The organism is Snodgrassella alvi wkB2 (genome assembly GCF_000600005.1).
In the GTDB taxonomy this organism is placed as follows: Bacteria; Pseudomonadota; Gammaproteobacteria; order Burkholderiales; family Neisseriaceae; genus Snodgrassella; species Snodgrassella alvi.
This window is the reverse complement of the sequence record NZ_CP007446.1, coordinates 853,241-878,502: the sequence shown is the minus strand read 5'-3', so window position 1 is coordinate 878,502 and position 25,262 is coordinate 853,241. Positions and strand designations below refer to the sequence as shown.

The window sequence follows — 25,262 nt, the reverse complement described above, 5'->3', positions numbered from 1 at the left end:
TACAATAGGCAGGTTTTTCTTTTAAGCAGTATTAAACATGAATTCCAAGAACAACACCGATACACACATGAATCTTGCCGAAAGGCGTGCAACTTGGGGGTTAGGGGCAGTCTTTTCGCTGCGCATGCTGGGCATGTTTATGGTTCTTCCTGTTCTGACTACTTATGGTATGAAATTAGAGGGAGCAAGTGAAAGCCTAATCGGACTGGCAATCGGAATTTATGGTCTGATGCAGGCTATATTGCAAATTCCTTTTGGTTTGTGGTCTGACCGTTTCGGGCGTAAACCTTTAATTGTAGGCGGCTTGCTGATTTTCACTCTGGGCAGCATTATTGCTGCTTTAACATCCTCTATCTGGGGAATCATACTGGGACGTGCATTACAAGGCAGTGGTGCTATCGCAGCAGCTGTAATGGCATTGTTATCTGACCTGACGCGCGAACAAAACCGCACCAAAGCCATGGCTTTTATTGGTATTAGCTTTGGTATCACTTTTGCAATTGCCATGGTCTGCGGCCCTATCATTACACATGCAATAGGTTTACACGGATTATTCTGGGTTATTGCGATACTGGCACTGGCTGCTATCGGCCTGACATTGTTTTTTGTACCCGACAGTACTGTTCATGTACTTAACCGTGAATCAGGCATTGTACGCGGCAGTTTTGGTACTGTACTGCGCAACCCTGCCCTGTTTAAGCTGAACATCGGTATTTTCTGCATGCATTTTCTGCTTATGTCGACTTTTGTCGCGCTGCCTATACAACTGGAACAGGCAGGCTTTCCGGCAGCAAGACATTGGCAGATTTATTTATACACGATGCTGATTGCTTTCATTACTGTTCTGCCACCAATTATTTACGCTGAAAGCAAACGGCAAATGAAGCAAGTGTTTATCTTGTGTGTAGCCGGACTGTTGATTGCTGAAAGTGTATTATGGCTGGCTAATATTTCTTTCTGGCCGCTTGTCACAGGTGTTTTATTATTCTTTATTGCTTTTAATCTGATGGAAGCACTCTTGCCTTCATGGGTAAGTAAAGAAGCACCGGCAGGTTATAAAGGCACTGCAATGGGCATCTATGCAACCGGACAGTTTCTGGGCGTAGCCTGCGGAGGAACAATCGGAGGCTGGCTGGCTGCACATACCGGTGCACATAGTGTTTTTATCTTCGGCACAGGATTAACTTTTATCTGGCTTCTACTGAGCCTGACAATGCACGAACCACCCTATTTGGCCAGTCTGCGCATTATCCTGAAACAGGGTCGTGTTTTACCTGACAATGCCCGAGAACAATTACTTGAACAGGCTGGTGTACATCAGGTACTAATTATTCCTGAAGAACACAGTATATATATCAAAATAGACAGCAAAATTACTAACCGTGAACAACTGGAAGTATTCATCGATACTATAAGTAATTAAACCAAAACAGGCGCAAACCAATATTAGATAATTATTGATTTACGCCTGTTTCAGAAAATATCATTCTCAGGATACTGGATTATTTTTAAAAACTAATAAAAAAATTATATTTTTCTATGGGAATCAATGCCAGTTTTCAGACCTGTCCGAATGCTTGCATAATTTCATTGGCCAGTACGAGCTGACTGTCAACAACTTTGGTTGCCCCTGCCTGAATAAACAACTGTTTGTCTTGTTCATATCTGCTGAATGTGACTATGTGCAGTTGCGGATTAAGTGCAATGGCAGCCTTTATAATTGATATCACTTCAGTTTTATTCTGAATAGTAATAATCAGATTTTTAGCCTGAGCAACAAATACAGCGTCCAGCATCCCATCTGATAATGCATGCCCATAGGCAACGGGTATCTGACGTGCACGCAACTCGGTAACAGCTTCTAAACGATTTTCCTGTACATAGACTGTTTCATTACGTGCGTGCAAATGTCTGATTATTTCTTGTCCGACCGGGCCTGCACCCACCAACACTGTATGATCGCTCACCGCAGGAGCAATAGCCATATCTTCATCTACAAAATAGATTGAAACCGGCTTAATCGGTGCAGCTACTTTGGCATGAGGTTTATCTGATAATCGATTACTCTCGGACACAATGGTTGTAGCAGAAGTTTTTTGCTGTGACTGTTTTTCCAGATAGCTGTTGAGCCAGACAAATAAAAACGGGTTACAGATTATGGATATTAGTGCACTACCCAGAATCAGATCACTGGCTAATTGCGGCAAAATATTGTATACCGCGCCCAGACTGGCAATCATGAAAGAAAACTCACCGATCTGAGCCAGCGCAACAGCAATTGTTAGTGCAGTTTGATGCGGATAGCCGAATACACGCACAATCAAAAATGCTCCTGCACTTTTACCTATTACCACCACTAATAAAGTGGCTAAGAGTAATAATGGATTACGGATAATAATACTAGGATCAAACAGCATACCCACAGAAACAAAAAACAGTACGGTAAAAAAATCACGTAAGCCGCCGGATGCTTCTTCAGCAGTGTGATTCATACTGGTTTCGCTGATGATGGCTCCGGCAAAAAAAGCACCTAGAGCAAACGACACACCGAATAAGTAATTGGCCAGTATGGCACAGCCTAAAGCAATAGCAATGACAGCCAGACGAAACAACTCAGGACTTCCGGTGCTCACTACACGCTGTAAAGACCATGGAATTATTCTGCGACCAAGAAAAAGCATAACCAGTATAAATGCAATGATTTGTACTCCGGTTTTACCCAGCAAATAAAGCAAATTTGCACTGGAAACAGCTCCCTCTCCTGATAAAACCGGTGCCAGAGCCGGAATCATCACCAGCACAAACACCATGGCAATATCTTCAACAATCAGCCAGCCGGTGGCAATTCGCCCCTGTGTAGAATCCCCCAAATGCCAGCGCTGTAAAGCCGCTATTAAGACAACAGTTGAAGCACAAGATAGAGCCAATCCGAAGACAATACCCGCACCTGTTGTCCAGCCGGCCAGACAGGCAAGCAACCAGCCAAGTAAAGTAGCCAGAACAATCTGGATAAGTGCGCCCGGTATCGCTACCCGCTTAACCGCCAGCAAATCGCGAATGGAAAAATGCAGCCCCACTCCAAACATCAGCAAAATCACGCCCAGTTCGGCCAGTTGCTGTGATAAATGCATATCAGCAGTAAATCCTTTGGTATACGGTCCGACAATTATGCCGGCCAGCAGATAGCCGACCAGCGGAGGCATACGCAGCTTATGTGCGATATAACCGAGCACAAAGGCGAAAAATAAACCACCTACGATGGTTTCAACCAATGGAAATGAGTGATGCATTGCTTTCTCAGGGTAATAGTAAATAATAGTAAGTAATCTATACTAGCGGAAAAATATCAGCAAATAAAAGCTTTTGTACGCTTTTAGGTTATAATTATCATATTTTATCGATAATTTTCATATCTTATGTATAAGTATCCCCATTTATTAATTGCGTTACTAATACAGGCAGTGAGAAAAGCCGGATTTATTACTCGGTTCGGTTTACAGTGCTGAACATATTTACAGGCGATTTTTATGACATAGTTAAAAATATTTAAATTCATGTCAGTTTGTACTTAATAACGTACGTTGATTTCATTATAATAATGGTTTAGGAAAGTATTTATTAATGACAATATACAGAACACCTTCAGTATTAGCTTATCCGGGTAAAAGTGCTTTATTTATTACGTTAGGGATACAGAATAATCAGGCAGCGATTACCAAGGTACTCGAATTTATTACTGGTTTTTCAGCGTTAGTACGCAGCATGCATGGCCGGTTTCATGATGAAAATTTTAATGCATTAATGGGGATTGGTTCGGAAGCCTGGGACAAGCTGAGGCCGGGTAAACCAAAGCCTAAGGAACTGGTTCCTTTTACTGCTATTAAAGGCGAAAAACATACTGCCGTAGCGACAGCAGGCGATCTTTTCTTTCATATCCGTGCCGATCGTCAGGACATTTGTTATGAAATGGCCGCAATGATTGATGAATTACTGGCTGATGCGACTTATTCCATTGATGAAGTAAGTGGTTTCCGTTATCTGGATGGTCGCGCTATCATCGGTTTCGTTGATGGTACTGAAAATCCGGAAGATGTATCCAAAGCAGAATATGCTCTGGTGGGTGATGAAGATCCGTTATTCCGCAACGGCAGTTATGCTTTTACTCAGAAATATCTGCATAACATGCAGGCATGGCGGCAATTATCAGTAGAAGAACAGGAAAAAGTCATTGGCCGGCGCCGTTTTAATGACATTGAGCTTTCTGATGAAGAAAAGCCGAAAACTGCGCATAGTAACGTGAGTAAGGCTTATGATGCACAAGGCAATGAACTGAAAATTATTCGTGCCAATGTAGCATTTGCTCATCCGTCAAAAAATGAGTACGGTACGTTTTTTATCGGTTATGCACGTTCATTTGCAGTAACACGCCAAATGCTGCAGCATATGTTTACCGGAAATGACGAAGGTCACGTAGACCGTCTGCTGGATTTCAGTACACCGGTAAGCGGCAGTCTCTATTTTATTCCAGCACCTGATTTACTGGATGAATTTGATTCGTAAGTTATTATTGCAAGTTTTGATTCAAGGGGAACCTGCTACAAACTGCGACAGATTCGATTCATCAGCAACTTATTACAATACTTAAATAAAGGAAAACTGTTTGCATGGGTAGTGTACTTTTTTTACAGGCAATAACGGTTATTTTTTCACTGTCTATTGTCACCACATTATTAAATAAACGCTTATTTGATATGCCGCAGGCCATTGGCGTACCGATTGTTTCAGCCATTCTGGTATTTGCACTGCAATGGGGCATGAATTTATTCGGACGCAATCATTTTATCCATGTAGATATCATGGCGTTAAAGGCAGCCGTAAGTCATATTAATTTTTATGATTTTCTGGTAAACGGCGTAATCTGCTTTATCCTGACCTCCTCTGCTCTTAAATTTAAGATTTCTGATTTAAAGCGTTACTGGAGACAAATTCTGATTCTGGCCACTCTGGGATTATTGCTGTGCTCAGTGTTGTTTGGCGGTCTGCTATATGGGTTTCAGTTTTTGGTCGGCGATCATGTTCCTTTACTGGTTCTGCTGTTACTGGGCTCTGCTCTGGGCGCAACAGACCCTATCGGTATTAAAGGCGTTCTGAGCTCAGTACGTACCCCGCGCCATTTAATGGTTAAACTGGAAGGTGAATCATTATTCAATGATGCCATGTGTATCGTAGTATTCATGACCATTCTTACCCTGATTAATGGTCAGCACGTATCTCCTTTAGGTGTTATTGAAAATTTCTTCTATGAAATTGTTGTTGCCGTTATTATCGGGTTTATTTTCGGCATTGGCGCATTGCGCCTGTTGCATGGCAAACATGAAAATGAATCACTGATTCTGACAACAGCTTTGCTGGCTTCCGGTTCTTATCTGGTGGCTTATTTTGCTCATGCGTCCGGCCCAATTGCCTGTGTAGTCGGCGGTTTGATCGTTGGAAATAAATGGCAGGAAGTTTTACAGAAAAAAGAAATAGATGATGTTAATAACTTCTGGCACGCTGTAGAAGGCATCATCAATTCATTTCTGTTTACCTTAATCGGTCTGGAACTCTTTATCGTTGATATGAGCAAAACTCTGGTTATCGGCGGTATTATAGCTTTCGTATTACTGCATCTGAGCCGTTTTGTCGGAAACATACTGGCATTTATGTTGTTCCCGAAAGTATATAAGAAAAGCTACCATGGCAGCCTTACCATTTTGTCTTGGGGCGGTGTACGTGGTGGTATCTCTCTCGCCCTGATACTGGCTGTAGCCAATATGCCAGCATTGGCTAAATACAGCGATATTCTGGTTGGTTATACATTTATCTGTGTATTGCTTTCCGGTGTGGTATGCGGCCTTGGCTTACCGGAAATACTCAACGCATTCTATTACAACCCGAATGAACCTAAAACTGGGTTCAGAGGCTGGTATCAGCGCCAGTGCCACCGTTTCAACCGCAGCGGAGTGATGTACACTATTGAGGATCGTTCTGACGGATCAGAATACATTTCTGTCTATAATCCTGTTGCAGTAGCCACTGCAGCGGCTAATCCAAGTGAAGAAATTGCACTGACTCCTGAAGAATTAAAACAGAAAGTAGATAAACTGGAAAATCCGGATAATTTCTAATTTGAAAAACTAAGGCCGGCATAACCATGCCGGCCTTTAAAATTTGAAAAAACTTACATCTACTTTTATTTATCCAATTGTGTTTCCACAAACCGTTTAACCGCAGCCGCATCATTATCCATCACGGTAACATGCTGTGGTAAATCTTCCAGTCCGTCTAGATTATCAGGGCGCGGTATGGTTACATCACTTCCAACTGCCTCATGAATAGTCTGTGCAAATTTAGCTGCCAGAGCAGTTTCCAGACACACAATGATTTCGCCGGCTTCGCGCAACTGTCGCGCTACCTTTACGCCATCTGCTGTATGCGGATCAATCAGTTCATTGTCCTCCTGATACACCTGAGCAATGGTTTGCAAACGATCAGCATGAGTACTTTTACCAGCAGCAAAACCATACTGATGCTGAATTTTATTCAGCATATGGCTTAAATCAAATCCATTGCCTGCTGCAACCTGCTGCCAGAGTTTTTGCACATGAGAACCATCATGGTCAAGCAAATCATAAACAAAGCGTTCAAAATTAGAAGCTTTGGAAATATCCATAGACGGGCTTGAAGTAACAAATGTATGTGCCGCATCACGAGGACGATAATGGCCGGTATTGAAAAATTCATTCAACACATCATTTTCATTTGTAGCAACAATCAGGCGATGAATAGGCAGCCCCATGCTTCGGGCAATATGTCCTGCGAGCACATTACCAAAATTACCACTGGGTACGCAGAATGAAATCTTCTGTTCATTTGTGCTGGTAGCTGCAAAATAGCCCTTAAAGTAATACACCACCTGCGCAACAATACGCCCCCAGTTGATAGAATTAACTGTACTTAAATGATAGTGTGCCTTAAAAGCATGATCATTCTGCAGCGCTTTTACAATATCCTGGCAATCATCGAACATGCCTTTAACAGCAATATTAAAAATGTTACTGTCTTTCAGGCTATACATCTGAGCACGCTGGAAATCACTCATTTTTCCATATGGCGACAACATAAATACATTTACCCGCTTTTTGCCGCGCAGAGCATACTCAGCAGCAGAACCGGTATCGCCACTGGTGGCGCCGATAATATTCAGAAAGCGGTTTTCACGTTCCAGCACATACTCAAACAAATTACCCAATAATTGCATGGCCATATCTTTAAATGCCAGCGTCGGACCATTTGAAAGTCCTTCAATCAGAATTCCATCATGCAAAGTTCTGACCGGAGTAATCTCATTACTTCCGAATATTTCTTTTGTATATGTCTTATTAACTATCGTCTGTAAATCTGCTTTAGGAATATCAGTAGCAAACAGACTGATAATCTGCATAGCCAGTTCAGCATAACTTAATGACCGCCACTCATGAAGAGTAAATGTATCAATATGCGGATAGCTTTGTGGTAATAATAAACCACCGTCATCTGCCAGACCTGCCATTAATGCCTGACTAAAACTTTTTGGCGCGGTCTGCCCTCTGGTACTAATGTATTTCATTGTTTCTCCCGTATGATTTAATCATATTTGAGCTATAGTTAATAACGCTGGAATCTTATCCTGCATACTCTGGCCTGAGATACAGTAAATTCACGCACTCTTTGCTGACGAACCTGCGGATCGACCATTTTTGCAATTTCTTTAATGCTGAGTTTTCGACTTGCATGTACTGCAATACAGTTACAATCCTTTTGACTGATTCTTTTGATGATAAATAATTCTGTCAACTGTTTATTTACCGACTGACCAAACTGACGCTGACATTCCTGATCGATCATATATCTGCCAATACCAGATATCAGCCCGTATTCTGATTTTCGGTCATAATTTATATAAGCCCCTATCACTACAACTACAAAAACCAGAAAAAACAATATTTTACTCATACAATTTCTTCAGTTGGATTAAATTTAAGTCTAGAATACAACTTTTCTTATTTATACAATATATAACCATACTGATTATACCCATAATCCAATGGTTATCAGCCCTGCAAAGTTTACATAATCAGGTACAATATATTACACGAATTATCGTGTACTGAATGACACGTTATGGATTTATTTAATCAGAAACCTTTACCACCACTGGCAGAACAGTTACGCCCGAAAAATCTGGACGAAGTAATCGGGCAGCAACACCTGATTGGTACCGGTAAACCTCTGCGTGTTGCTGTAGAAACCGGACATCTACATTCCATGCTGTTATGGGGTCCTCCCGGCGTGGGTAAAACCACTCTGGCACGGATTCTGGCACAAAGCTTTAATGCTCTGTTTATTCCTTTATCAGCGGTTTTTTCCGGAGTAAAAGAAATCCGTACAGCGGTTGAAAAAGCTCAGCTGGCTTTACAACAGGGACAACGCACCATACTTTTTGTCGATGAAGTACATCGCTTTAATAAATCACAGCAGGATGCATTTTTACCTTATGTCGAAAACGGCTTATTTACTTTTATAGGCGCTACAACAGAAAATCCTTCTTTTGAGGTTAATCCGGCACTACTAAGCCGATCACAGGTGTATACCCTGCACTCACTCAGCATTGAAGAACTGAAACAATTGCAAAATAAAGTTTTCAGCCTGCCTGAGTTTCAATCATTCAGTATCAGTTCGGATGCACAGACATTAATCCTTAACAGCGCTGATGGTGATGGCCGGCGTTTTCTGAATTTACTCGAACAACTGATTCATACCGCACAAGCACAGCAGCAAACTGAAATCAGCGCAGAGTTAACTGCCGGCAGTCTTGGCACGCAATTACGCCGTTTTGATAAAGGCGGCGACAGCTTCTACGAACAGATTTCTGCACTGCATAAATCAGTACGCGGATCTCATCCGAATGCCGCTCTGTACTGGTTTACCCGGATGCTGGATGGTGGTGCTGATCCCCGCTATCTGGCAAGACGTATAATTCGTATGGCATGGGAAGATATTGGTCTGGCTGATCCGAGAGCGATGCAAATAGCCAATGATGCAGCGCAGACTTTTGAACGACTCGGCAGCCCTGAAGGGGAACTGGCTCTGGCGCAGGCAGTGCTGTATCTGGCGTGTGCGGCAAAAAGCAATGCCGGTTATCTTGCGTATAACGAAGCCTGTGCTTTTGTCAAAAAACACCCGTCCAATGAAGTACCGGTTCATTTACGCAATGCACCGACTAAGTTAATGAAAGAGCTGGGCTACGGGCGTGAATACCGCTATGCCCATGATGAACCTAATGCCTATGCGGCCGGAGAAACCTACATGCCTGAAGGGATGGATGAACCGGCATTCTATCAGCCGGTAGCTCGCGGGCTGGAAATTAAAATCGCCGAAAAACTGGCGTTCTTACATAATCTTGATGAAGAGGCCGGACAGAATGAAATCAAATGAACATTCATTATGTACGATTAGTACCCAGCCATTCGGTTTGGTAGACGGTGAAAGTGCCACATTGTGGACACTGACAAACAGTCAGGGGATGCAGGTATCTGTTATGGATTTCGGTGCCATAGTTACCTCGATCATCATGCCTGACAGAGATTGCAATCCTGTGCAATGTGTTCTGGGTTTCAATAATGCTGAGGATTATGCCAGCACCAGTTATCGTGCCAGCAATCCCCATCTGGGCGCTGTAATCGGACGGCATGCCGGACGCATCAGCTTTGCACATGCACCGCTCAACCATGAACTGCTCCACCTGACTGCTAATCAGGGAGAACATCATATGCATGGCGGATATACTGGTTTTGATCAGAAGTGGTGGAAAGTATGTGCTACCCATAATGATGAACATTGCGCTTCGGTTACCATGCAGCTTTTTAGTGCCGATGGTGAAGAAGGCTATCCGGGTAACCTGAATGTACAGGTATGCTATACCCTGACAGTAAATAACGAACTGAATATTGATTTCAGCGCTGAATCAGATCGTGATACTTTAATTAATCTGACTCAGCATAGTTATTTTAATCTGGCTCTGAGAGAAAGCACGATCAGCGAACATCAGTTATGGCTGTTACCACAAGAAGTCATTGTGACTGATAAAGATATGATACCAACTGGTGATATTCATAAGGCACCGGCAACGCTTGATTTTCATTCAGCACGTCCCATAGGCAGCAGTATTATTGATACTGCGTATGTATTACCTCCAAATTCAGCAAACAACATTGTTGCGCGCTTAAGTGCTCCGGATACCGGTTTGTCCATAGCGGTAAAAACAGATGCACCTGTAATGGTGGTCTATAATGCTCAAAATCTGCCTGAGCAGCAGATACCGGCACGTAAATCACTTCTGCCATTTGCAGCAATCTGTTTTGAACCGCAAGGCTATACGGATGCTCCGAATCACCATGCATTTCCGAATAATATTCTGCATGCCGGTACAAAGTTTAAACAGCATATAGCTTATATATTCAGCCGTGATCCCATTCAGCCAGTTATAAACTAACTACAACGGATTAATTGCCTGTAGTTTTATCCTGCTATGTCTGAACCTAAATAATTCCGAATTGCTAAACAGAGTAAATATACTGCTACCGGCAGCCTTACTAGTTATTTGAACATGATAAAATAAGCATGTCTTTTACCCAATCAATAAGCCAATCATGAAATGGAATGATATTCATGCCATAGCATTCGATCTGGATGGTACCCTGGTCGATTCAATCGCCGATTTATGTGCTGCTGCCAATCATATGCGCGCGGAACTAGGACTGTCATCACTGCCAGAATCTGAACTGACTACCTATGTAGGTGACGGTTTATCCAGCCTTGTACACCGGGCTCTCAGTGGTAATCGGGACGGTCTGGTGGATGAAACAATCTGGACACAGGGATTTACTGCTTTTATTTCCTATTACCGTACTCATTTGAGTGTTCACACCCGCCCCTATCCTGAAGTAGAAACCGCACTGGCATTATTCCGTGCCCGTGGTTTGCCTTTAGCAGTAATCACAAATAAAAATGAAATTCTGGCAGTGGAATTATTATGTGAGCTTGGATTGGCTGATTCATTCAGTTTGGTTGTGGGTGGTGATACACTGGCTGAAAAAAAACCCTTTCCTATGCCTTTATTGCACACAGCAGAAGTATTAGGCGTACCCGTCGGAAATTTACTGATGGTTGGTGACTCTGCTAATGATATTCTGGCAGCTAAAGCAGCCGGAGCTTTAAGCTGTGGCGTCACATGGGGTTATGCAGATATGGCACAGCTGGCAAAAAACACACAGACTAAACCGGACATTATTGTTGATCATCTGCCTCAGATTGATGATGGCATACGTCATCATGCTAACAGCGAAATCCGCGCATGAAGCAAAAAATCAGTTTACGTGCCCGTGCCATTGCCCTACTGGCACGGCGGGAAATCAGCAGAGCTGAGCTGGCACGTAAACTGCATCCTTATGCAGATGAAAACGACAATCTTGAAGCATTACTGGATGAACTGGCACAAAAGCACTGGCAATCAGATGAACGATATACGGAAACTTATATCAATAGTAAAAGCCGGCTGCATGGTAATCTGCGTTTAGAGCAAAGCCTGAAGCAAAAAGGTGTTGATGCAGCTCTGATTGCAGATTATTTACCGGACAGAGAACAACAGACAATTAATGCTATAGCTGTTTTGCAAAAAAAATATCGCCAGCCTCCCGCTGACTTAAAAGAAAAACATAAATGTATGCATTTTCTTGCTTACCGCGGTTTTAGTATGGATATTATTCACTCAGCTATCCGTCAGGCGTGGGCTGATACTTCGCTGCCTGACGAAGATGAATACTGATTATAATGTCAGGTGTTGACAGCACATCCTGAAAATACAAAATTTCGTATATACATACAAAATCAATACCTGTACATTTAATTCAGCAAAGCATTATTCAATAAAAAAGCCCGGACTAATAACCGGGCTTTTTTGGTATATCAAATTAATCAATGTAAACTAACATCTTCACGTTTCACATGGTCGTTACTTGTACCTGTAGGCTTTCCCGACCAGTAGCTGGCGAGAAATGAACCGGAAATATTATGCCATAATGAAAATATTGCGCCCGGTAAAGCAGCCATCGAACCAAAAAATTCAGATCCCAATACTGCTGCCAGACCAGAATTCTGCATCCCTACTTCCAGAGATAGTGTGCGACAGATGGATTTATCAAAACCAAATAACCGTCCACCCCAGTAACCGCCAATCAGCCCTAAAGCATTATGCAAAATCACACCAACAACAACAATTACCGTCTTTATTCCGATCTTATCGCTGCTTAATGACACCACAGTTGATAGCACAATAATAATCATACACATCGTTATCAGTGGTAGTGAAGGTATAATTTTTTTTACCAGTTTCGGCACAAAATAATTAATGCTTACCCCTATAGCAATAGGTAAGGCAACAATCAGCAAAATTTCCCTGAGCATAGTTACGACAGGTACTTCGATTGATGCAGCTATATAAAGTTTTGCCAATAGTGGTGTAGCAAAAATACCCACTACAGTAGACAAGGCACTGATTGTGACAGACAGTGCAACATCACCTTTGGATAAAAACACCATCACATTCGAAGCAGTACCACTGGCCACACACCCTACCAGCACCATTCCTGCCTGCAATTCTGGCGACATGTTCAGCAATCTGGCAATCAACCATGCCGCCAGTGGCATAATCAGATAATGCAGACCAATACCTGCCGCAATAGGCGCCGGACGCTTCAATACCCGGGTAAAATCCTCAATTCTCAGCGTCATGCCCATGGATAGCATCACCAGCATCAGCATTTCAGAGATATAAGATTTCAGAGGAATAAAAACGGCAGGATTATAATAGGCAAAAATAGAACATAAGGCTGCCCACAATGGGAACAGCCTTGTGATAATAGCAATCATGAGAATCGTCTCATGCAATGACAAAAATCAGCTTAAGCAGCCATAGCCTTGATTTTGGCAGCCAGACGGCTTTTATGACGTGCAGCTTTATTTTTATGGAAAACACCTTTATCAGCAATGCGATCAATCACTTTAACGCTCTCGCTGTAGGTAACCTGAGCAGCTGCTTTGTCACCAGCTTCAACGGCTTTCAATACTTTTTTAACTGCAGTGCGAAAAGCGGTACGCAAGCTAGCGTTATGAGCACGTTGTTTCAGTGCCTGACGGGCGCGCTTACGAGATTGTGCACTATTGGCCATCAATATCTCCTAACATACATATACAAATCATGAAACGCAGAATTTTAATGACTTCACAGCATAAATGCAAGTACCGGTGTTGTTTTTTCAGCAGGCAACATATAAAAATAAGAAGCTAGGATTACCTGTCCTGCTGTGTTTTTTCATCCTTGATTATGCTATTTTCCGGCAATTTGCGGAAATAATCACTTCTCCAGTACGCCTGAGTTCCTTCCCGAATCAATACCAGACATATTGCAGCCAGTGGTAACGCCAGCAGCATACCGACAAAACCAAGTAACTGCCCGAATGCCATCAATGAGAAAATAACCCAGAACGGCGACAGACCAATTCTATCGCCCACAATTTTCGGAGTGACAAAGAAACTTTCCAGAAACTGACCAATGGCAAATACACCCCAGACAAGTAATAGTCCTGTCCAGCCATCAAACTGCAATAATGCTGCCAGCGTGGCCAGCAGCAGACCGGTAAAAGCACCCAGATAAGGCACAAACACCAGCAAACCGGCAACCATACCTATAGCAAATCCTGATTCCAGCCCTACCAATGCCAGCCCCAGACCATAAACCATACCCATAATTACCATTACCAGCAGTTCACCACGAAGAAATTCACCCAGTACCGTATCCATATTGGTAGCGATACGATTATAAGTAGGTAAGGCACGGCGCGGAATCAGATGACGGATACCGGAGGTCCAGCGATTCCAGTCCAGCAGAAAATAATATAAAAGAAAAGGCAGTAACAGCAGATTGGTCACCCACTCTACCATACCACTGCTATGCTGCCATACTACAGGTAAAACTTTTGAAGCGGCATCTTTAATGCTGGCATTATGAGTTTGAATCCATTGTGCTACATACTTGGACATATAATCCGCATCCCAGCGGATACGGATATGAAATGTCTGATTAAGCCATGGAACAAGCCGGTGATGCACCCAATCAAGAAATGCAGGCAGTTTCTCATATATACTGTCCAGCAAATTAATCAGCATCGGTATCACAATCAGCAGCAAAATCACAATAACACTCAGTCCCAGAAACATCACCAACATTGCTGCCAGTGAACGGGAAAGTTTTAGACTGTGAAGTTTTACTACCAGCGGATTTAAAATGTAAGCCAGTACTCCGGCTGCGGCAAAAGGCATTAGAATCGGTTTTAGCCCTATAAACAGACTGATGGTTGCCAGCAGTACCAACCCGCCTATAATCCAGGAGGCAATACCAGAAGAGGTTTTGCTGTTCATATTCATTCAATTACACTCATACTGATTAATAAAAATATAAGCTCACAGCAATACACGGATAGTGATTTATCAGCATATTTATTTTGATAATAGCTGAATAAGCGCAGTACTGGAATGTCTAAATGTAACTTACGTATCAGATACTGATATTTTTTTGCAAATATTATTCAATTTAACCAGCTGATTTAATCAATTATTTCCGAATTTACCTTTTTTTGTCCAATAAAAAAGCTGTCCGGAAAAACCGGACAGCTTGTGACATAAGAATTTTAGTTCTTACTTTTTACGCTGTGGTGGCAGGTCAGTACACGTACCCATAGCGACTTCAGCCGCCATACCTATTGATTCACCCAGCGTCGGATGAGGATGGATGGTGCGACCAATATCATCTGCATCACAACCCATTTCAATAGCCAGACAGATTTCACCAATCATATCGCCAGCACTCGGACCAACAATTGCACCGCCGATTATCAGTCCGCTGTCAGCGTCAAAAATCAGCTTAGTAGCACCCTCACTGCAACCATTGGCTACAGCACGGCCGGAAGCAGCCCAGGGGAATACGGATTTAGTGATTTTCACCCCATCTTTTTTCGCCTGATCTTCTGTCATGCCTACCCATGCAACTTCCGGATTGGTATAAGCCACCCCAGGGATAACACGTGCATCAAAATACGCCTGATGACCGGCACAGTTTTCAGCAGCCACATGGGCTTCATGTACAGCCTTATGCGCTAACATCGGCTGACCCACAATATCACCTATGGCAAAAATATGCGGTACATTAGTACGCATCTGCTTATCTACATTAATAAATCCGCGTTCTGTAACGGCCACTCCGGCGTTTTCTGCGCCTATCAGTTTGCCATTGGGTGCACGACCGGCTGCAACCAGAACCAGATCATAGCGTTGCGGCTGTGTCGGAGCTTTAGCGCCTTCAAATGTCACGTAAATACCATCTTCTTTAGCTTCAACAGCTGTGGTTTTGGTATTCAGCATAATATTATCAAAACGATGTTCGTTTTTCTTCTGCCAAATTCTGACCATATCGCGGTCAGCACCCTGCATCAGACCATCCATCATTTCTACTACATCCAGACGTGCGCCCAGTGTACTGTACACTGTACCCATTTCCAGACCAATAATACCACCGCCGATTATCAGCATTTTTTCCGGCACGAATTTCAGTGCCAGAGCACCTGTTGAATCAACAATGCGCGGGTCTTCAGGAATAAATGGTAAATTAACTACGCGGCTACCGGCAGCAATAATGGTATTTTTAAAAGCCAGTGTTCTGGTTTCACCGGTTTCAACACGTCCTTCCCCTGAAGTCAGTCTGACTTCAATATGATGCGGATCGATATAACGACCATTACCGCGAATAATATCAACTTTACGGGTTTTAGCCATGCCGGCCAGACCGCCGGTCATTCTCGCTACTACTTTTTCCTTGTAGCTGCGCAACTGGTCGATATCAATTTTTGGTGCCGGATACTCAATGCCATTGGCTTTCAGTTCTTTAACTTCATCAATTACAGCTGCATTATGCAGTAAAGCTTTGGATGGAATGCAACCAACATTCAGACAAACACCGCCCAAAGTTGCATAACGTTCCACGATGGCAACTTTCAGACCTTCATCAGCTGCGGCAAAAGCCGCAGAATATCCGCCCGGGCCGCCGCCAAGTACAACAACATCGTACTCAGCATCACTGCTTCCGGAGTAACTGGCTGCCTGAGGTGCTGCTACCGGTGCACTTTCAGCCGCAGGAGCACTTGCTGCAGGTTTAGCTGTAGCTTCTACTACTGCAATCACACCACCTTCAGAAATTTTATCACCAACTTTAACTTTAACCTCTTTCACCACACCGGCTGTTTCTGCCGGTACATCCATCGTGGCCTTATCTGTTTCCAGCGTAATCAATGTGTCATCTACCGCAACGGTATCGCCCGGTTTGATTTCTACCGCAATAATATCGACATCTTTATAATTGCCGATATCCGGTACTTTCAATTCAATTAAGCTCATGGTCTTACCTTTTGCCTGACTGTTGCATCAGATACAACAGTAATTGCCTGTATTTCATGTATACAGGCTGCCAGAAACCAATCTGTTTTCAGGCAGCCTGTTATTTAAAAACTTACAGAGATACGCGGCGGAAATCAGCCAGCAGCTGGCTGATAAATACCAGAAAACGCATACCGGCTGCACCATCAATCACACGGTGGTCAAAAGACAGGGACAGCGGGCATTGTAAGCGCGGCTCAAATTCCTTACCATTCCAGGTCGGTTTGATCTGTGATTTACAAACGCCAAGAATAGCCACTTCCGGCGCATTAACAATAGGCGTAAAGCCTGTACCGCCAATACCGCCTAAAGAAGAAATGGTGAAAGAAGCGCCTTGCATTTCCTGAGGTTTCAGCTTGCCTTCACGGGCACGCTTACTCATATCAGCCAGTTCCTGCGTGATTTCTTTCAGACCTTTCTGGTCAGCGTTTTTAATAACCGGCACAACCAGACCATTCGGCGTATCAGCGGCAAAACCGATATGAATGTATTTCTTCAGAATCAGGTTATCACCATCAAGCGAAGAATTAAATTCAGGGAATTCCTGTAATGCTTTCACGCAGGCCAGAATGATGAAAGCCAGCGGCGATACTTTAATACCTGCACGCTCCCATTCTTTATTCAGCTGTTTACGGAAAGCTTCCAGATCTGTCATGTCTGCATCTTCATGTAAAGTAACATGAGGAATCATTACCCAGTTACGAGCCAGATTCTGACCGGAGATTTTCTTGATTCGTGACAGTTCTTTAACTTCAATTTCACCAAATTTGCTGAAATCTACTTTAGGCCACGGTAATAAATCCAGCCCGCCTCCGAGAGAAGCACCGCTACCACCCCGATCAACCTTCTGCATAACCGATTTAACAAATTCACGCAGATCAACAGGGGTAATGCGCCCTTTACGCCCACTACCACTTACACGTCCTAAATCTACGCCAAGTTCACGAGCCAGTTTGCGTACAGACGGGCTGGCATGGGCTTTTTCAAAACCCTTCTCATCAATATCAGAGCTGCCAAAAGCCTGAGGCACATGGCTTTTGATTTCGGCACGTAATTCGTTATTTTCTGCAGATGGTGTGGCAGCAACCTGTTTTTTGATTTCAGAAGCTTCTTTTTGTTCCGGCGTTAACGGTGCGGCAGCAGCACTTGCCGGAGCAACAGCCACTTCAATCAGAGCACTTCCTTCTGATACTTTATCGCCTACTTTTACATGTACAGCCGTTACTTTACCGGCAACAGTAGACGGTACATCCATCGTCGCTTTATCAGTTTCCAGGGTAACCAGTGTCTGATCAACAGCCACATCATCACCAACCTTAATATCTACTTCAATTACATCAACATTCGAGAAATTACCGATGTCCGGTACTTTCACAGCAACAGACTGAGCAGCTGTACCGGCTGCTTCGGTAGTTGTTGCCTTAACCGGAGCTTCAGTAGTGGTACCGGCAGATGAAGATGCACTTGCGGCAGCAGAAGTTTCTACTTTCACAATCACATTACCTTCAGATACTTTATCACCTACTTTAACCAGGACTTCTTTCACCACACCAGCCTTATCAGCAGGAACGTCCATAGTGGCTTTATCTGTTTCAAGCGTAATCAGGGTATCGTCTACCGCAATGCTATCGCCAACTTTGACCGCCACGTCAATAACATCGACACCGGTATAATTACCGATATCAGGCACTTTTATTTCTACAATCTGACTCATCATTATGTCCTTTGATGACAGCAGGCTTAAGCCTGCGTCCGACAATCATTAGCTTGCACAGCCAGCAAAACCTGCCTGAAATCCGAATGAACTTCAGGCATTGGGTTTATTAACGTGCCCAGCTCGGTTCTACATCAGCCTTGATACCATATTTATTGATGGCATCCTGTACCACCTGTTTACTGATCTTGCCTTCATCAGCCAGACCATTCAGAGCAGCTACAGCCACGTGGTAACGGTTGATTTCAAAGAACTCACGTAAATTGTCACGGGAATCACTGCGACCAAAGCCATCTGTACCCAGAACTGTGAACACATCCTGTGGTACATAAGCACGAATACGGTCAGCAAAGTGACGTACATAATCGGTTGAAGCCACAATCGGACCTTCATGACCAGACAGTAATTGAGTCACATAAGGTACTTTCTGGGTATCGGTCGGATGCAGACGGTTGTAGCGTTCGATATCAATACCATCACGGTACAGTTCATTAAATGAAGTCACACTCCAGATATTGGCATCAACATCGAAATCCTGTTTCAGCAGTTCTGCTGCAGCAATCACTTCCTGCAAAATAACACCGGAACCCATTAACTGCACTTTCAGTTTACCGCTGCCACCTTCCTGCAACAGATACATACCTTTCAGAATCTGCTGTTCGATTCCTTCACGCTGCGGCATAGCCGGATGTTTATAGTTCTGGTTCATCAGAGTGATGTAATAGAACACATCTTCACGGTCTACATACATGCGCTGCAGACCATGCTGAATAATGACAGCAACTTCATAAGAGAAGGACGGGTCATAGGAAATGCAGTTCGGAATCAGCTCAGCCTGAATATGACTGTGACCATCCTGATGCTGCAAGCCTTCACCGTTCAGAGTTGTACGGCCGGAAGTACCACCCAGCATAAAGCCGCGGGCACGCTGATCACCAGCAGCCCAGGCCAGATCGCCGATACGCTGGAAACCAAACATTGAATAATAAATATAGAACGGGATTAGCGGGCAATCATTATTGGAATAGCTTGTTGCAGCAGCAATCCATGAACTCATTGCACCCGGCTCATTAATACCTTCCTGGAAAATCTGACCATTTTTAGATTCTTTATAGAACATCAGCTGGTCGTGATCCTGCGGGGTGTAAATCTGACCTTTCGGATTCCAGATAGCATACTGACGGAACAGACCTTCCATACCGAATGTACGGCTTTCATCCGGCACAATCGGCACAATCCGCTTGCCGATATTTTTATCTTTAAGCAGTGTACTCAGAATACGTACGAAGGCCATTGTTGTAGAGAATTCACGGTCTCCGCTATCCTGCAGCTGAGCTTCAAATTCACTTAATGGCGGAATTGGCAGCTGCTCAGAATCAGGATGACGGTAAGGCAGGAAACCACCCAGCTGAGCACGACGCTCTTTCATGTATTTCATTTCTTCGCTGTCTTCAGGCAGACGGAAGAATGGCAGAGTATGTTCCATCTCTTCATCAGTTACCGGAATCTGGAAACGATCACGGAACTGCTTCAAAGATTTCATATCCATTTTCTTAGCCTGGTGAGCAGTATTCTGTGCCTCACCGGAAGCACCCATGCCATAACCTTTAATGGTTTTAGCCAGAATTACAGTCGGACGGCCATCCGGATTATTAACTGCTTCATAGTAAGCGGCATACACTTTATGCGGATCGTGACCACCACGGTTCAGTGACCAGATTTCATCGTCTGACATATTAGCCACCATGGCTTTCAGTTCAGGCGTATTGAAGAAGTGTTCGCGCACATATGCGCCATTCTGTGATTTATACATCTGATAATCACCGTCAACACATTCTTCCATGCGTTTTTTCAGCAGATTATCTTTATCCTGAGCCAGCAGTGCATCCCACTTACTGCCCCAGATTACTTTCAGTACATTCCAGCCGGCACCGCGGAAGTTGCCTTCCAGTTCCTGAATAATTTTACCGTTACCGCGTACCGGTCCGTCCAGACGCTGCAAGTTACAGTTAACAACAAAAATCAGGTTATCTAATCCATCACGGGCAGCCAGTGCAATTGCGCCCTGACTTTCCGGCTCATCCATTTCGCCGTCACCACAGAATACCCATACTTTACGGCCCTGAGTTTTCGCCAGACCACGGGATTCCAGGTATTTCAGCAAACGGGCCTGATAAATACCCTGGATTGGTCCCAGACCCATAGAAACTGTCGGGAACTGCCAGAAGTCAGGCATCAGCCACGGATGCGGATAAGAAGACAGACCATTACCATGTACTTCCTGACGGAAATTACTCATCTGTTCTTCAGTTAAGCGGCCTTCAACAAATGCACGTGCATAGAAACCAGGTGCACTATGACCCTGGAAAAATACCAGATCGCCTTCCTGATTATCTGTTTTACCATGCCAGAAGTGATTGAAACCAACATCATATAAAGTAGCACAAGACTGAAAGCTGGCAATATGCCCGCCCAGCTCAAGATTCTTTTTGCTGGCATTTAATACCAGTGCTGCTGCATTCCAGCGCACCAGTGATCGGATTCGGTGCTCTAATTCATGATTACCCGGTGATTTTTTTTCTTTACCAACAGGAATAGTATTCAGATAGGCTGTTGTGGCACTGAACGGCATATAAATACCCCGGCGGCGGATATAGCGCACCAGGCTTTCCATTAAATAATGCGCGCGTTCAGGTCCCTCTTCTTTCAGCACCGAGCTGAGCGAATCCAGCCATTCCTGGGTTTCAATCGGATCGATATCTTGATCATGGAAGTCAGCAGACATAGCAATATCCTCTTTCATTTGGGATTGAGTCATGAACAAAACACTTTATGTTGTTGCTATTTCATTTATCATTTTCTTTATTAACCAGATGCTTTACCAAATTAATTAAAAGAAATACAAATAAATTCAAATAACTTACAATAAATCTGCATAATCTTAGTTGAATAAAAGCATATATTATTGTGATGCAACATACTGTATTTTCGTTTAAATCGTACCAGCGTAATACCTAAACAGCAATGTATTTTTACACCAATTTTCTGATTTAAAACAAATAAACAAATCATCACAGAAAGTTTATCAGAATGTGGTAAATGATTTTTACTATGCCAAAAACAGGTAATTAGATAAAACAAAAGTAAATATAATAAGTTATATTAATACCAAATACGTAATTATCATTAACAAAAACTATTTTTTATTAATAAATTCAGAATTGGAATTATTTTTGAACTTCCGCACATTAATTGACATTTATTAACTAATAAATTTTATTTTATACAAACGCTATTACTGAGTAATCAATTTGTTTATTCGCTGCTTTAAACAACCAAACCTAAATCAAGTTATCAGTATCAGTTTTACTCAGACAAATGAAATTTTCTTTATTTTTTATCTTAGTTTTAATTCTTTAGAATTTTATTTATAGTTTAATGTTAAATAATTATCATAAATTGATCCCATAAAATTATTTCACATTCTGTTATTTTCAATCTCAATTTATAATTTATTTAATCTAATCAATATTATATTAGCTGGATTATTACAATTTTTCTTTACCGCATTATCAAATCAAGTTTTAATTTCTTTCAGACTTCAAAAATTAATCATTTCATTTTTATTTATCTATAATTAAAACACAAATATATATTTTATTAATTGTTTTTACTACATAAAATAAGCACTTTAAATCTTAATCATTTGACCTTATTTTGATTTAAATAGTATTTTGAAAACGAATAGAAATTTCAGCAAAGGATAAAATATGGCTGAACGCAATTATTATGAAATTCTCGGTGTTGATCGAAATGCCAGCGAAGACGATATCAAAAAAGCCTATCGTAAACTGGTTCGCAAATATCACCCAGACGTAAGTAAAGATCCTGATGCCGTAGCTAAAACTAGTGAAATCAATATTGCTTATGAAACCTTACATGATAAGGAAAAACGGGCTGAATATGATGAAATGCTGGACAATCCGTTCCGGCATAGCAGCCGGCAGGCTGGAGGTAGCCAGGGTGATTACAGTTATCAGCAGTATGATTTTGACCCAAGTCACTTTGGTCAGAACGGAGCCTTTGGCAATGGCGATTTTCGTTTTGACGACTTATTCTCTGCTTTCGGCAGCAGTGCAAGACAAGGCTTTCAACAACGCCGAAGCGGTCCGGTAGGCGGAGAAGACCAGCATGCTGAGCTGGTTATTGATATAGCCGCAGCCTATCAGGGAGCACAGCGTAATTTATCCCTGGATATGCCTACACTGAATGCTCAGGGGCAAATGGCTTATGAGCGTAAAACACTCAATGTAAAAATTCCGGCAGGGATTACTGAAGGTCAGCAAATCCGGCTTAGCGGTCAGGGATTACCTGGTTTTAACGGTGGTTCATCCGGAGATTTATATTTAAAAATCAGTTTCCGTAATCAGGATAATTTATATGTCCAGAACCGTAAAGATGTTTACCAGCGTATCAACGTTGCTCCCTGGACTGCTGCATTGGGCGGTAAAACAGATATTACTACTCCGGCCGGCAAACTGAGTGTCAATATTCCTACCAACAGCTACAACGGGCAGAAAATGCGCCTGAAAGGTAAAGGTATACCGGCAAAAGCAGCCGGTGATTTGTATCTGCTGATAAATATTGTGCTGCCACAAGCCAGTAACGAAGCAGACCGTGCCGCATGGCAGGCACTTGCCACGCATTATGCCGGTTTTAAACCCCAGAATCATGTTTGATAACAGGAGCGAAGAATGAATAAAAATCAACAAGATATTGAATTAAGCTTTGATGATCTGGTTCGTGCCTGTGACAATCAGAGTAACTGGATATTAAGCCTGATTGCTGAAAGCGTTATTCCTGTTGCACAGGAACCGCAATTGGCGCGCTATAGTGGCTATCATATGGCTATTGCCCGCCGTGCATGGCGTATTCATCGTGATTTTGATGCCAGCGCGAGTGCCACTGCACTGATTCTGCAATTACTGGATGAAGTAGAAGATTTACGCCGACGCGGTTAATCCGGAGTGAGTAATTAACCAATACTCTATGCAGTTACTGGTCATTATCCGGCAATTGTGCAGAACCCATTCGCCGTAAAATAACGTTGGCTTTACGGCGAATTTCTTTATCTCGCGGATGATCAATGTAATAAAGTGGTCTGGGTACACGCGCAGCGAGTTTGGCTGCCTGTTGCGGTGACAACTGCATGGCGGTTCGTCCATAAATCGTTTCACTGGCCGCTTCGGCACCGTATATCCCATATCCCCACTCAATTACATTCAGATATAGCGCAAAAATCCGGTCTTTATTGGTTGTAGCTTCAAGCAGCGAAGTAATCACTGCTTCTTCTGCTTTACGCCAGTAACTGCGACTTTCAGATAAAAACAGATTTTTAGCCAGCTGCTGGCTGATGGTTGACCCGCCAGCCTTAATATTACCCTGACGTTCATTTTTTTTAATTGCCGTACGGATACCATTCCAGTCAAAACCGTCATGTTCGGCAAAACGCGCATCTTCTGAGGCAATCAGCGCTTTTTTCAGATTGGGCGAAATACGGTTGTAAGCTACCCACTGATAATTCAACTGCGTATCCGGGCGGGTTTCAGCCAGCTCATGCATACGTAACAACATAAACATGGTACGGTGCGGCGCCACTGTCCGATAGATTAACAGACTGCCATAAATATAAACATTAAACAGCAAAAACAGCGTAACGAGCACAATTAACAAATTACGCACGATTTTCATGACTGTTCCATTTCTTTACGTATCTGCTCGGTTACCGGCCGGATATCAGGATTAAAACCATGCCACAATGCATATGAGGCTGCTGCCTGCGCTACCAGCATACCAAGACCATCAGCCAGATGCCGGCACCCTGCTTCATGAGCCTGAAGCAAAAAAGGGGTGAGCTTTGCCGAATACATCATATCGTAAACCAGTTGCGCTCTGGCCAGTACTGGCACAGACACAGGTAATTTCTGCCCGTGTAAACTACCTGAGGTAGCATTGATAATGACATCATATTCTGGTTTTATCTGCGTTACCGCGCACCAGTTTACATTATGCTCCTGAGCAAGCAACTGCGCTTTTTCTGCTGAGCGGTTAGCAATGGTCAGTGAAGCCGGCAGTTGCTGTAAAAGTGGCTGAATGACACCACATGCTGCACCACCTGCTCCCAGCAGTAATATATGTTTATTACTCAGAGAAAAAGACAATAATTCTTCAATTGCCCGCACCAGACCGATACCGTCAGTATTGTCCCCCAGCAACTGCCCGTTGCGCCAGAATAAAGTATTAACAGCTTTTGCTGCTTTAGCCCGTTCAGTCAGCACATTAGCCAGAATATAAGCCTCATGCTTAAAAGGCACAGTAACATTAGCCCCGGTTCCGCCAGCTTTAAAAAATTCTCTGGCTTGTGCAGCAAAATCATCAACAGCAATCAGACGCCGCTCATAAATTAACTTTTGACCGTGCTGAGCAGCAAAAGCCTGATGAATTTGCGGAGAACGACTATGCGCTACAGGATTACCCAATACTGCAAATATACTCATTGACTCCCCTCTGCTATGTAAATAACTGTTGCCATTATCCAGACTACACCGGTTAAAGGCAAAACCCTATCATAAAACCATTAATTTTTCTTTCATGATAAGCAGACGCTGGTTTTCATACGCATGCATATCTGGTCGCTAAATAAATTTCTGCCTGAATAAAATTAGTTTTTTAGCCTGAAAACCAGACCAATTAGCAACAATTGTAAAAATTATTTTTATTTAACTTCAATTTACCGTATGATTTACTCGCGCTTACTCTTTAATTTTCGGATTATCGATTAACCGTAATAAAACCTGATTACATCCAGGTAAACACAAAACTACTTATCAATCAGCTGGCATTCAATCAATCAGCACGTTCAAAA

20 protein-coding genes are annotated in these 25,262 nt (G+C 42.9%); 9 read left to right on the top strand and 11 right to left on the bottom strand.

What is annotated here, in order from left to right:
• Positions 1–37 precede the first annotated feature (37 nt).
• Positions 38–1,423, top strand: coding sequence for an MFS transporter (locus SALWKB2_RS04055; RefSeq protein ID WP_202806260.1), 1,386 nt, complete (start codon positions 38–40; stop codon positions 1,421–1,423).
• A gap of 136 nt (positions 1,424–1,559) precedes the next feature.
• On the opposite strand, the gene SALWKB2_RS04050 is transcribed toward SALWKB2_RS04055, so the two are convergent.
• Positions 1,560–3,290, bottom strand: a complete 1,731-nt coding sequence (locus tag SALWKB2_RS04050) for a cation:proton antiporter domain-containing protein (protein WP_025330402.1) — start codon at positions 3,288–3,290, stop codon at positions 1,560–1,562.
• Positions 3,291–3,621: 331 nt separating this feature from the next.
• On the opposite strand from SALWKB2_RS04050, the gene SALWKB2_RS04045 reads away from it, so the two are divergent.
• The gene (locus SALWKB2_RS04045; protein ID WP_025330401.1) at positions 3,622–4,560 is read left to right on the top strand and encodes a Dyp-type peroxidase; all 939 of its coding nucleotides are present in this window, start codon (positions 3,622–3,624) and stop codon (positions 4,558–4,560) included.
• Positions 4,561–4,664: 104 nt separating this feature from the next.
• Positions 4,665–6,167 carry a cation:proton antiporter gene (locus tag SALWKB2_RS04040; RefSeq protein ID WP_025330400.1) on the top strand — a complete coding sequence of 501 codons (1,503 nt, stop codon included), beginning with the start codon at positions 4,665–4,667 and terminating at the stop codon, positions 6,165–6,167.
• Positions 6,168–6,232: 65 nt separating this feature from the next.
• Here SALWKB2_RS04040 and thrC read toward each other — a convergent pair whose 3' ends face one another.
• Positions 6,233–7,648, bottom strand: a complete 1,416-nt coding sequence (gene thrC / locus SALWKB2_RS04035) for a threonine synthase (protein WP_025330399.1) — start codon at positions 7,646–7,648, stop codon at positions 6,233–6,235.
• A 38-nt stretch (positions 7,649–7,686) separates the two neighbouring features.
• A complete protein-coding gene (locus SALWKB2_RS04030; RefSeq protein WP_025330398.1) occupies positions 7,687–8,034 on the bottom strand; it encodes a hypothetical protein in 348 nt (115 codons plus the stop codon).
• Between the two features lie 168 nt (positions 8,035–8,202).
• Here SALWKB2_RS04030 and SALWKB2_RS04025 point away from each other — a divergent pair, with 168 nt between their 5' ends.
• From SALWKB2_RS04025 to recX, 4 genes are all read left to right on the top strand, one after another.
• Positions 8,203–9,516 carry a replication-associated recombination protein A gene (locus tag SALWKB2_RS04025; RefSeq protein ID WP_025330397.1) on the top strand — a complete coding sequence of 438 codons (1,314 nt, stop codon included), beginning with the start codon at positions 8,203–8,205 and terminating at the stop codon, positions 9,514–9,516.
• Entirely contained in the window at positions 9,503–10,573 is a 1,071-nt protein-coding gene (locus tag SALWKB2_RS04020) for an aldose epimerase family protein (RefSeq protein ID WP_025330396.1), read from the top strand. Before SALWKB2_RS04025 ends, SALWKB2_RS04020 begins: the two co-directional genes overlap by 14 nt.
• A gap of 157 nt (positions 10,574–10,730) precedes the next feature.
• The gene (locus SALWKB2_RS04015) at positions 10,731–11,438 is read left to right on the top strand and encodes a phosphoglycolate phosphatase (protein ID WP_038648761.1); all 708 of its coding nucleotides are present in this window, start codon (positions 10,731–10,733) and stop codon (positions 11,436–11,438) included.
• Positions 11,435–11,905, top strand: coding sequence for a recombination regulator RecX (recX, locus tag SALWKB2_RS04010; RefSeq protein ID WP_025330394.1), 471 nt, complete (start codon positions 11,435–11,437; stop codon positions 11,903–11,905). The genes SALWKB2_RS04015 and recX overlap by 4 nt, the downstream gene beginning before the upstream one ends.
• A 149-nt stretch (positions 11,906–12,054) precedes the next feature.
• On the opposite strand, the gene panS is transcribed toward recX, so the two are convergent.
• The 6 genes from panS to aceE form a co-directional block, all read right to left on the bottom strand.
• Positions 12,055–13,008 carry a ketopantoate/pantoate/pantothenate transporter PanS gene (panS, locus tag SALWKB2_RS04005; RefSeq protein WP_025330393.1) on the bottom strand — a complete coding sequence of 318 codons (954 nt, stop codon included), beginning with the start codon at positions 13,006–13,008 and terminating at the stop codon, positions 12,055–12,057.
• Between the two features lie 32 nt (positions 13,009–13,040).
• Positions 13,041–13,307 (bottom strand): 30S ribosomal protein S20, encoded by a 267-nt coding sequence (gene rpsT / locus SALWKB2_RS04000; RefSeq protein ID WP_025330392.1) that lies wholly within the window; start codon positions 13,305–13,307, stop codon positions 13,041–13,043.
• A 121-nt stretch (positions 13,308–13,428) separates the two neighbouring features.
• The gene (locus SALWKB2_RS03995; RefSeq protein ID WP_025330391.1) at positions 13,429–14,556 is read right to left on the bottom strand and encodes an AI-2E family transporter; all 1,128 of its coding nucleotides are present in this window, start codon (positions 14,554–14,556) and stop codon (positions 13,429–13,431) included.
• A 276-nt stretch (positions 14,557–14,832) separates the two neighbouring features.
• Positions 14,833–16,584, bottom strand: coding sequence for a dihydrolipoyl dehydrogenase (lpdA, locus tag SALWKB2_RS03990; RefSeq protein WP_025330390.1), 1,752 nt, complete (start codon positions 16,582–16,584; stop codon positions 14,833–14,835).
• A gap of 112 nt (positions 16,585–16,696) precedes the next feature.
• Positions 16,697–18,337, bottom strand: coding sequence for a dihydrolipoyllysine-residue acetyltransferase (gene aceF, locus SALWKB2_RS03985; RefSeq protein WP_025330389.1), 1,641 nt, complete (start codon positions 18,335–18,337; stop codon positions 16,697–16,699).
• Positions 18,338–18,446: 109 nt separating this feature from the next.
• The gene (gene aceE, locus SALWKB2_RS03980) at positions 18,447–21,155 is read right to left on the bottom strand and encodes a pyruvate dehydrogenase (acetyl-transferring), homodimeric type (protein ID WP_370570142.1); all 2,709 of its coding nucleotides are present in this window, start codon (positions 21,153–21,155) and stop codon (positions 18,447–18,449) included.
• A 952-nt stretch (positions 21,156–22,107) separates the two neighbouring features.
• On the opposite strand from aceE, the gene SALWKB2_RS03975 reads away from it, so the two are divergent.
• The gene (locus SALWKB2_RS03975) at positions 22,108–23,076 is read left to right on the top strand and encodes a DnaJ C-terminal domain-containing protein (RefSeq protein ID WP_025330387.1); all 969 of its coding nucleotides are present in this window, start codon (positions 22,108–22,110) and stop codon (positions 23,074–23,076) included.
• 15 nt (positions 23,077–23,091) lie between these two features.
• Complete coding sequence (locus SALWKB2_RS03970; protein ID WP_025330386.1) at positions 23,092–23,358, top strand: chaperone modulator CbpM; 267 nt, start codon at positions 23,092–23,094, stop codon at positions 23,356–23,358.
• Positions 23,359–23,392: 34 nt separating this feature from the next.
• Here the strand turns inward: SALWKB2_RS03970 and mtgA are convergent, their stop codons facing one another.
• Both mtgA and aroE read right to left on the bottom strand, forming a co-directional pair.
• Positions 23,393–24,088: a monofunctional biosynthetic peptidoglycan transglycosylase gene (mtgA, locus tag SALWKB2_RS03965; protein WP_025330385.1), complete on the bottom strand. Its 696-nt coding sequence runs from the start codon at positions 24,086–24,088 to the stop codon at positions 23,393–23,395.
• Positions 24,085–24,894, bottom strand: coding sequence for a shikimate dehydrogenase (gene aroE, locus SALWKB2_RS03960; RefSeq protein ID WP_025330384.1), 810 nt, complete (start codon positions 24,892–24,894; stop codon positions 24,085–24,087). Before aroE ends, mtgA begins: the two co-directional genes overlap by 4 nt.
• Positions 24,895–25,262 lie beyond the last annotated feature (368 nt).

Coding starts and splice junctions, on each gene's coding strand:
- SALWKB2_RS04045 (WP_025330401.1), top strand. CDS start 3,622: ATGACAATATACAGAACACCTTCAGTATTAGCTTATCCGGGTAAAAGT.
- aceE (WP_370570142.1), bottom strand. CDS start 21,155: ATGACTCAATCCCAAATGAAAGAGGATATTGCTATGTCTGCTGACTTC.
- SALWKB2_RS04040 (WP_025330400.1), top strand. CDS start 4,665: ATGGGTAGTGTACTTTTTTTACAGGCAATAACGGTTATTTTTTCACTG.
- SALWKB2_RS03975 (WP_025330387.1), top strand. CDS start 22,108: ATGGCTGAACGCAATTATTATGAAATTCTCGGTGTTGATCGAAATGCC.
- SALWKB2_RS03970 (WP_025330386.1), top strand. CDS start 23,092: ATGAATAAAAATCAACAAGATATTGAATTAAGCTTTGATGATCTGGTT.
- panS (WP_025330393.1), bottom strand. CDS start 13,008: ATGATTGCTATTATCACAAGGCTGTTCCCATTGTGGGCAGCCTTATGT.
- aroE (WP_025330384.1), bottom strand. CDS start 24,894: ATGAGTATATTTGCAGTATTGGGTAATCCTGTAGCGCATAGTCGTTCT.
- SALWKB2_RS04015 (WP_038648761.1), top strand. CDS start 10,731: ATGAAATGGAATGATATTCATGCCATAGCATTCGATCTGGATGGTACC.
- SALWKB2_RS04050 (WP_025330402.1), bottom strand. CDS start 3,290: ATGCATCACTCATTTCCATTGGTTGAAACCATCGTAGGTGGTTTATTT.
- thrC (WP_025330399.1), bottom strand. CDS start 7,648: ATGAAATACATTAGTACCAGAGGGCAGACCGCGCCAAAAAGTTTTAGT.
- SALWKB2_RS04025 (WP_025330397.1), top strand. CDS start 8,203: ATGGATTTATTTAATCAGAAACCTTTACCACCACTGGCAGAACAGTTA.
- rpsT (WP_025330392.1), bottom strand. CDS start 13,307: ATGGCCAATAGTGCACAATCTCGTAAGCGCGCCCGTCAGGCACTGAAA.
- SALWKB2_RS04030 (WP_025330398.1), bottom strand. CDS start 8,034: ATGAGTAAAATATTGTTTTTTCTGGTTTTTGTAGTTGTAGTGATAGGG.
- SALWKB2_RS04055 (WP_202806260.1), top strand. CDS start 38: ATGAATTCCAAGAACAACACCGATACACACATGAATCTTGCCGAAAGG.
- recX (WP_025330394.1), top strand. CDS start 11,435: ATGAAGCAAAAAATCAGTTTACGTGCCCGTGCCATTGCCCTACTGGCA.
- SALWKB2_RS03995 (WP_025330391.1), bottom strand. CDS start 14,556: ATGAACAGCAAAACCTCTTCTGGTATTGCCTCCTGGATTATAGGCGGG.
- mtgA (WP_025330385.1), bottom strand. CDS start 24,088: ATGAAAATCGTGCGTAATTTGTTAATTGTGCTCGTTACGCTGTTTTTG.
- aceF (WP_025330389.1), bottom strand. CDS start 18,337: ATGAGTCAGATTGTAGAAATAAAAGTGCCTGATATCGGTAATTATACC.
- SALWKB2_RS04020 (WP_025330396.1), top strand. CDS start 9,503: ATGAAATCAAATGAACATTCATTATGTACGATTAGTACCCAGCCATTC.
- lpdA (WP_025330390.1), bottom strand. CDS start 16,584: ATGAGCTTAATTGAATTGAAAGTACCGGATATCGGCAATTATAAAGAT.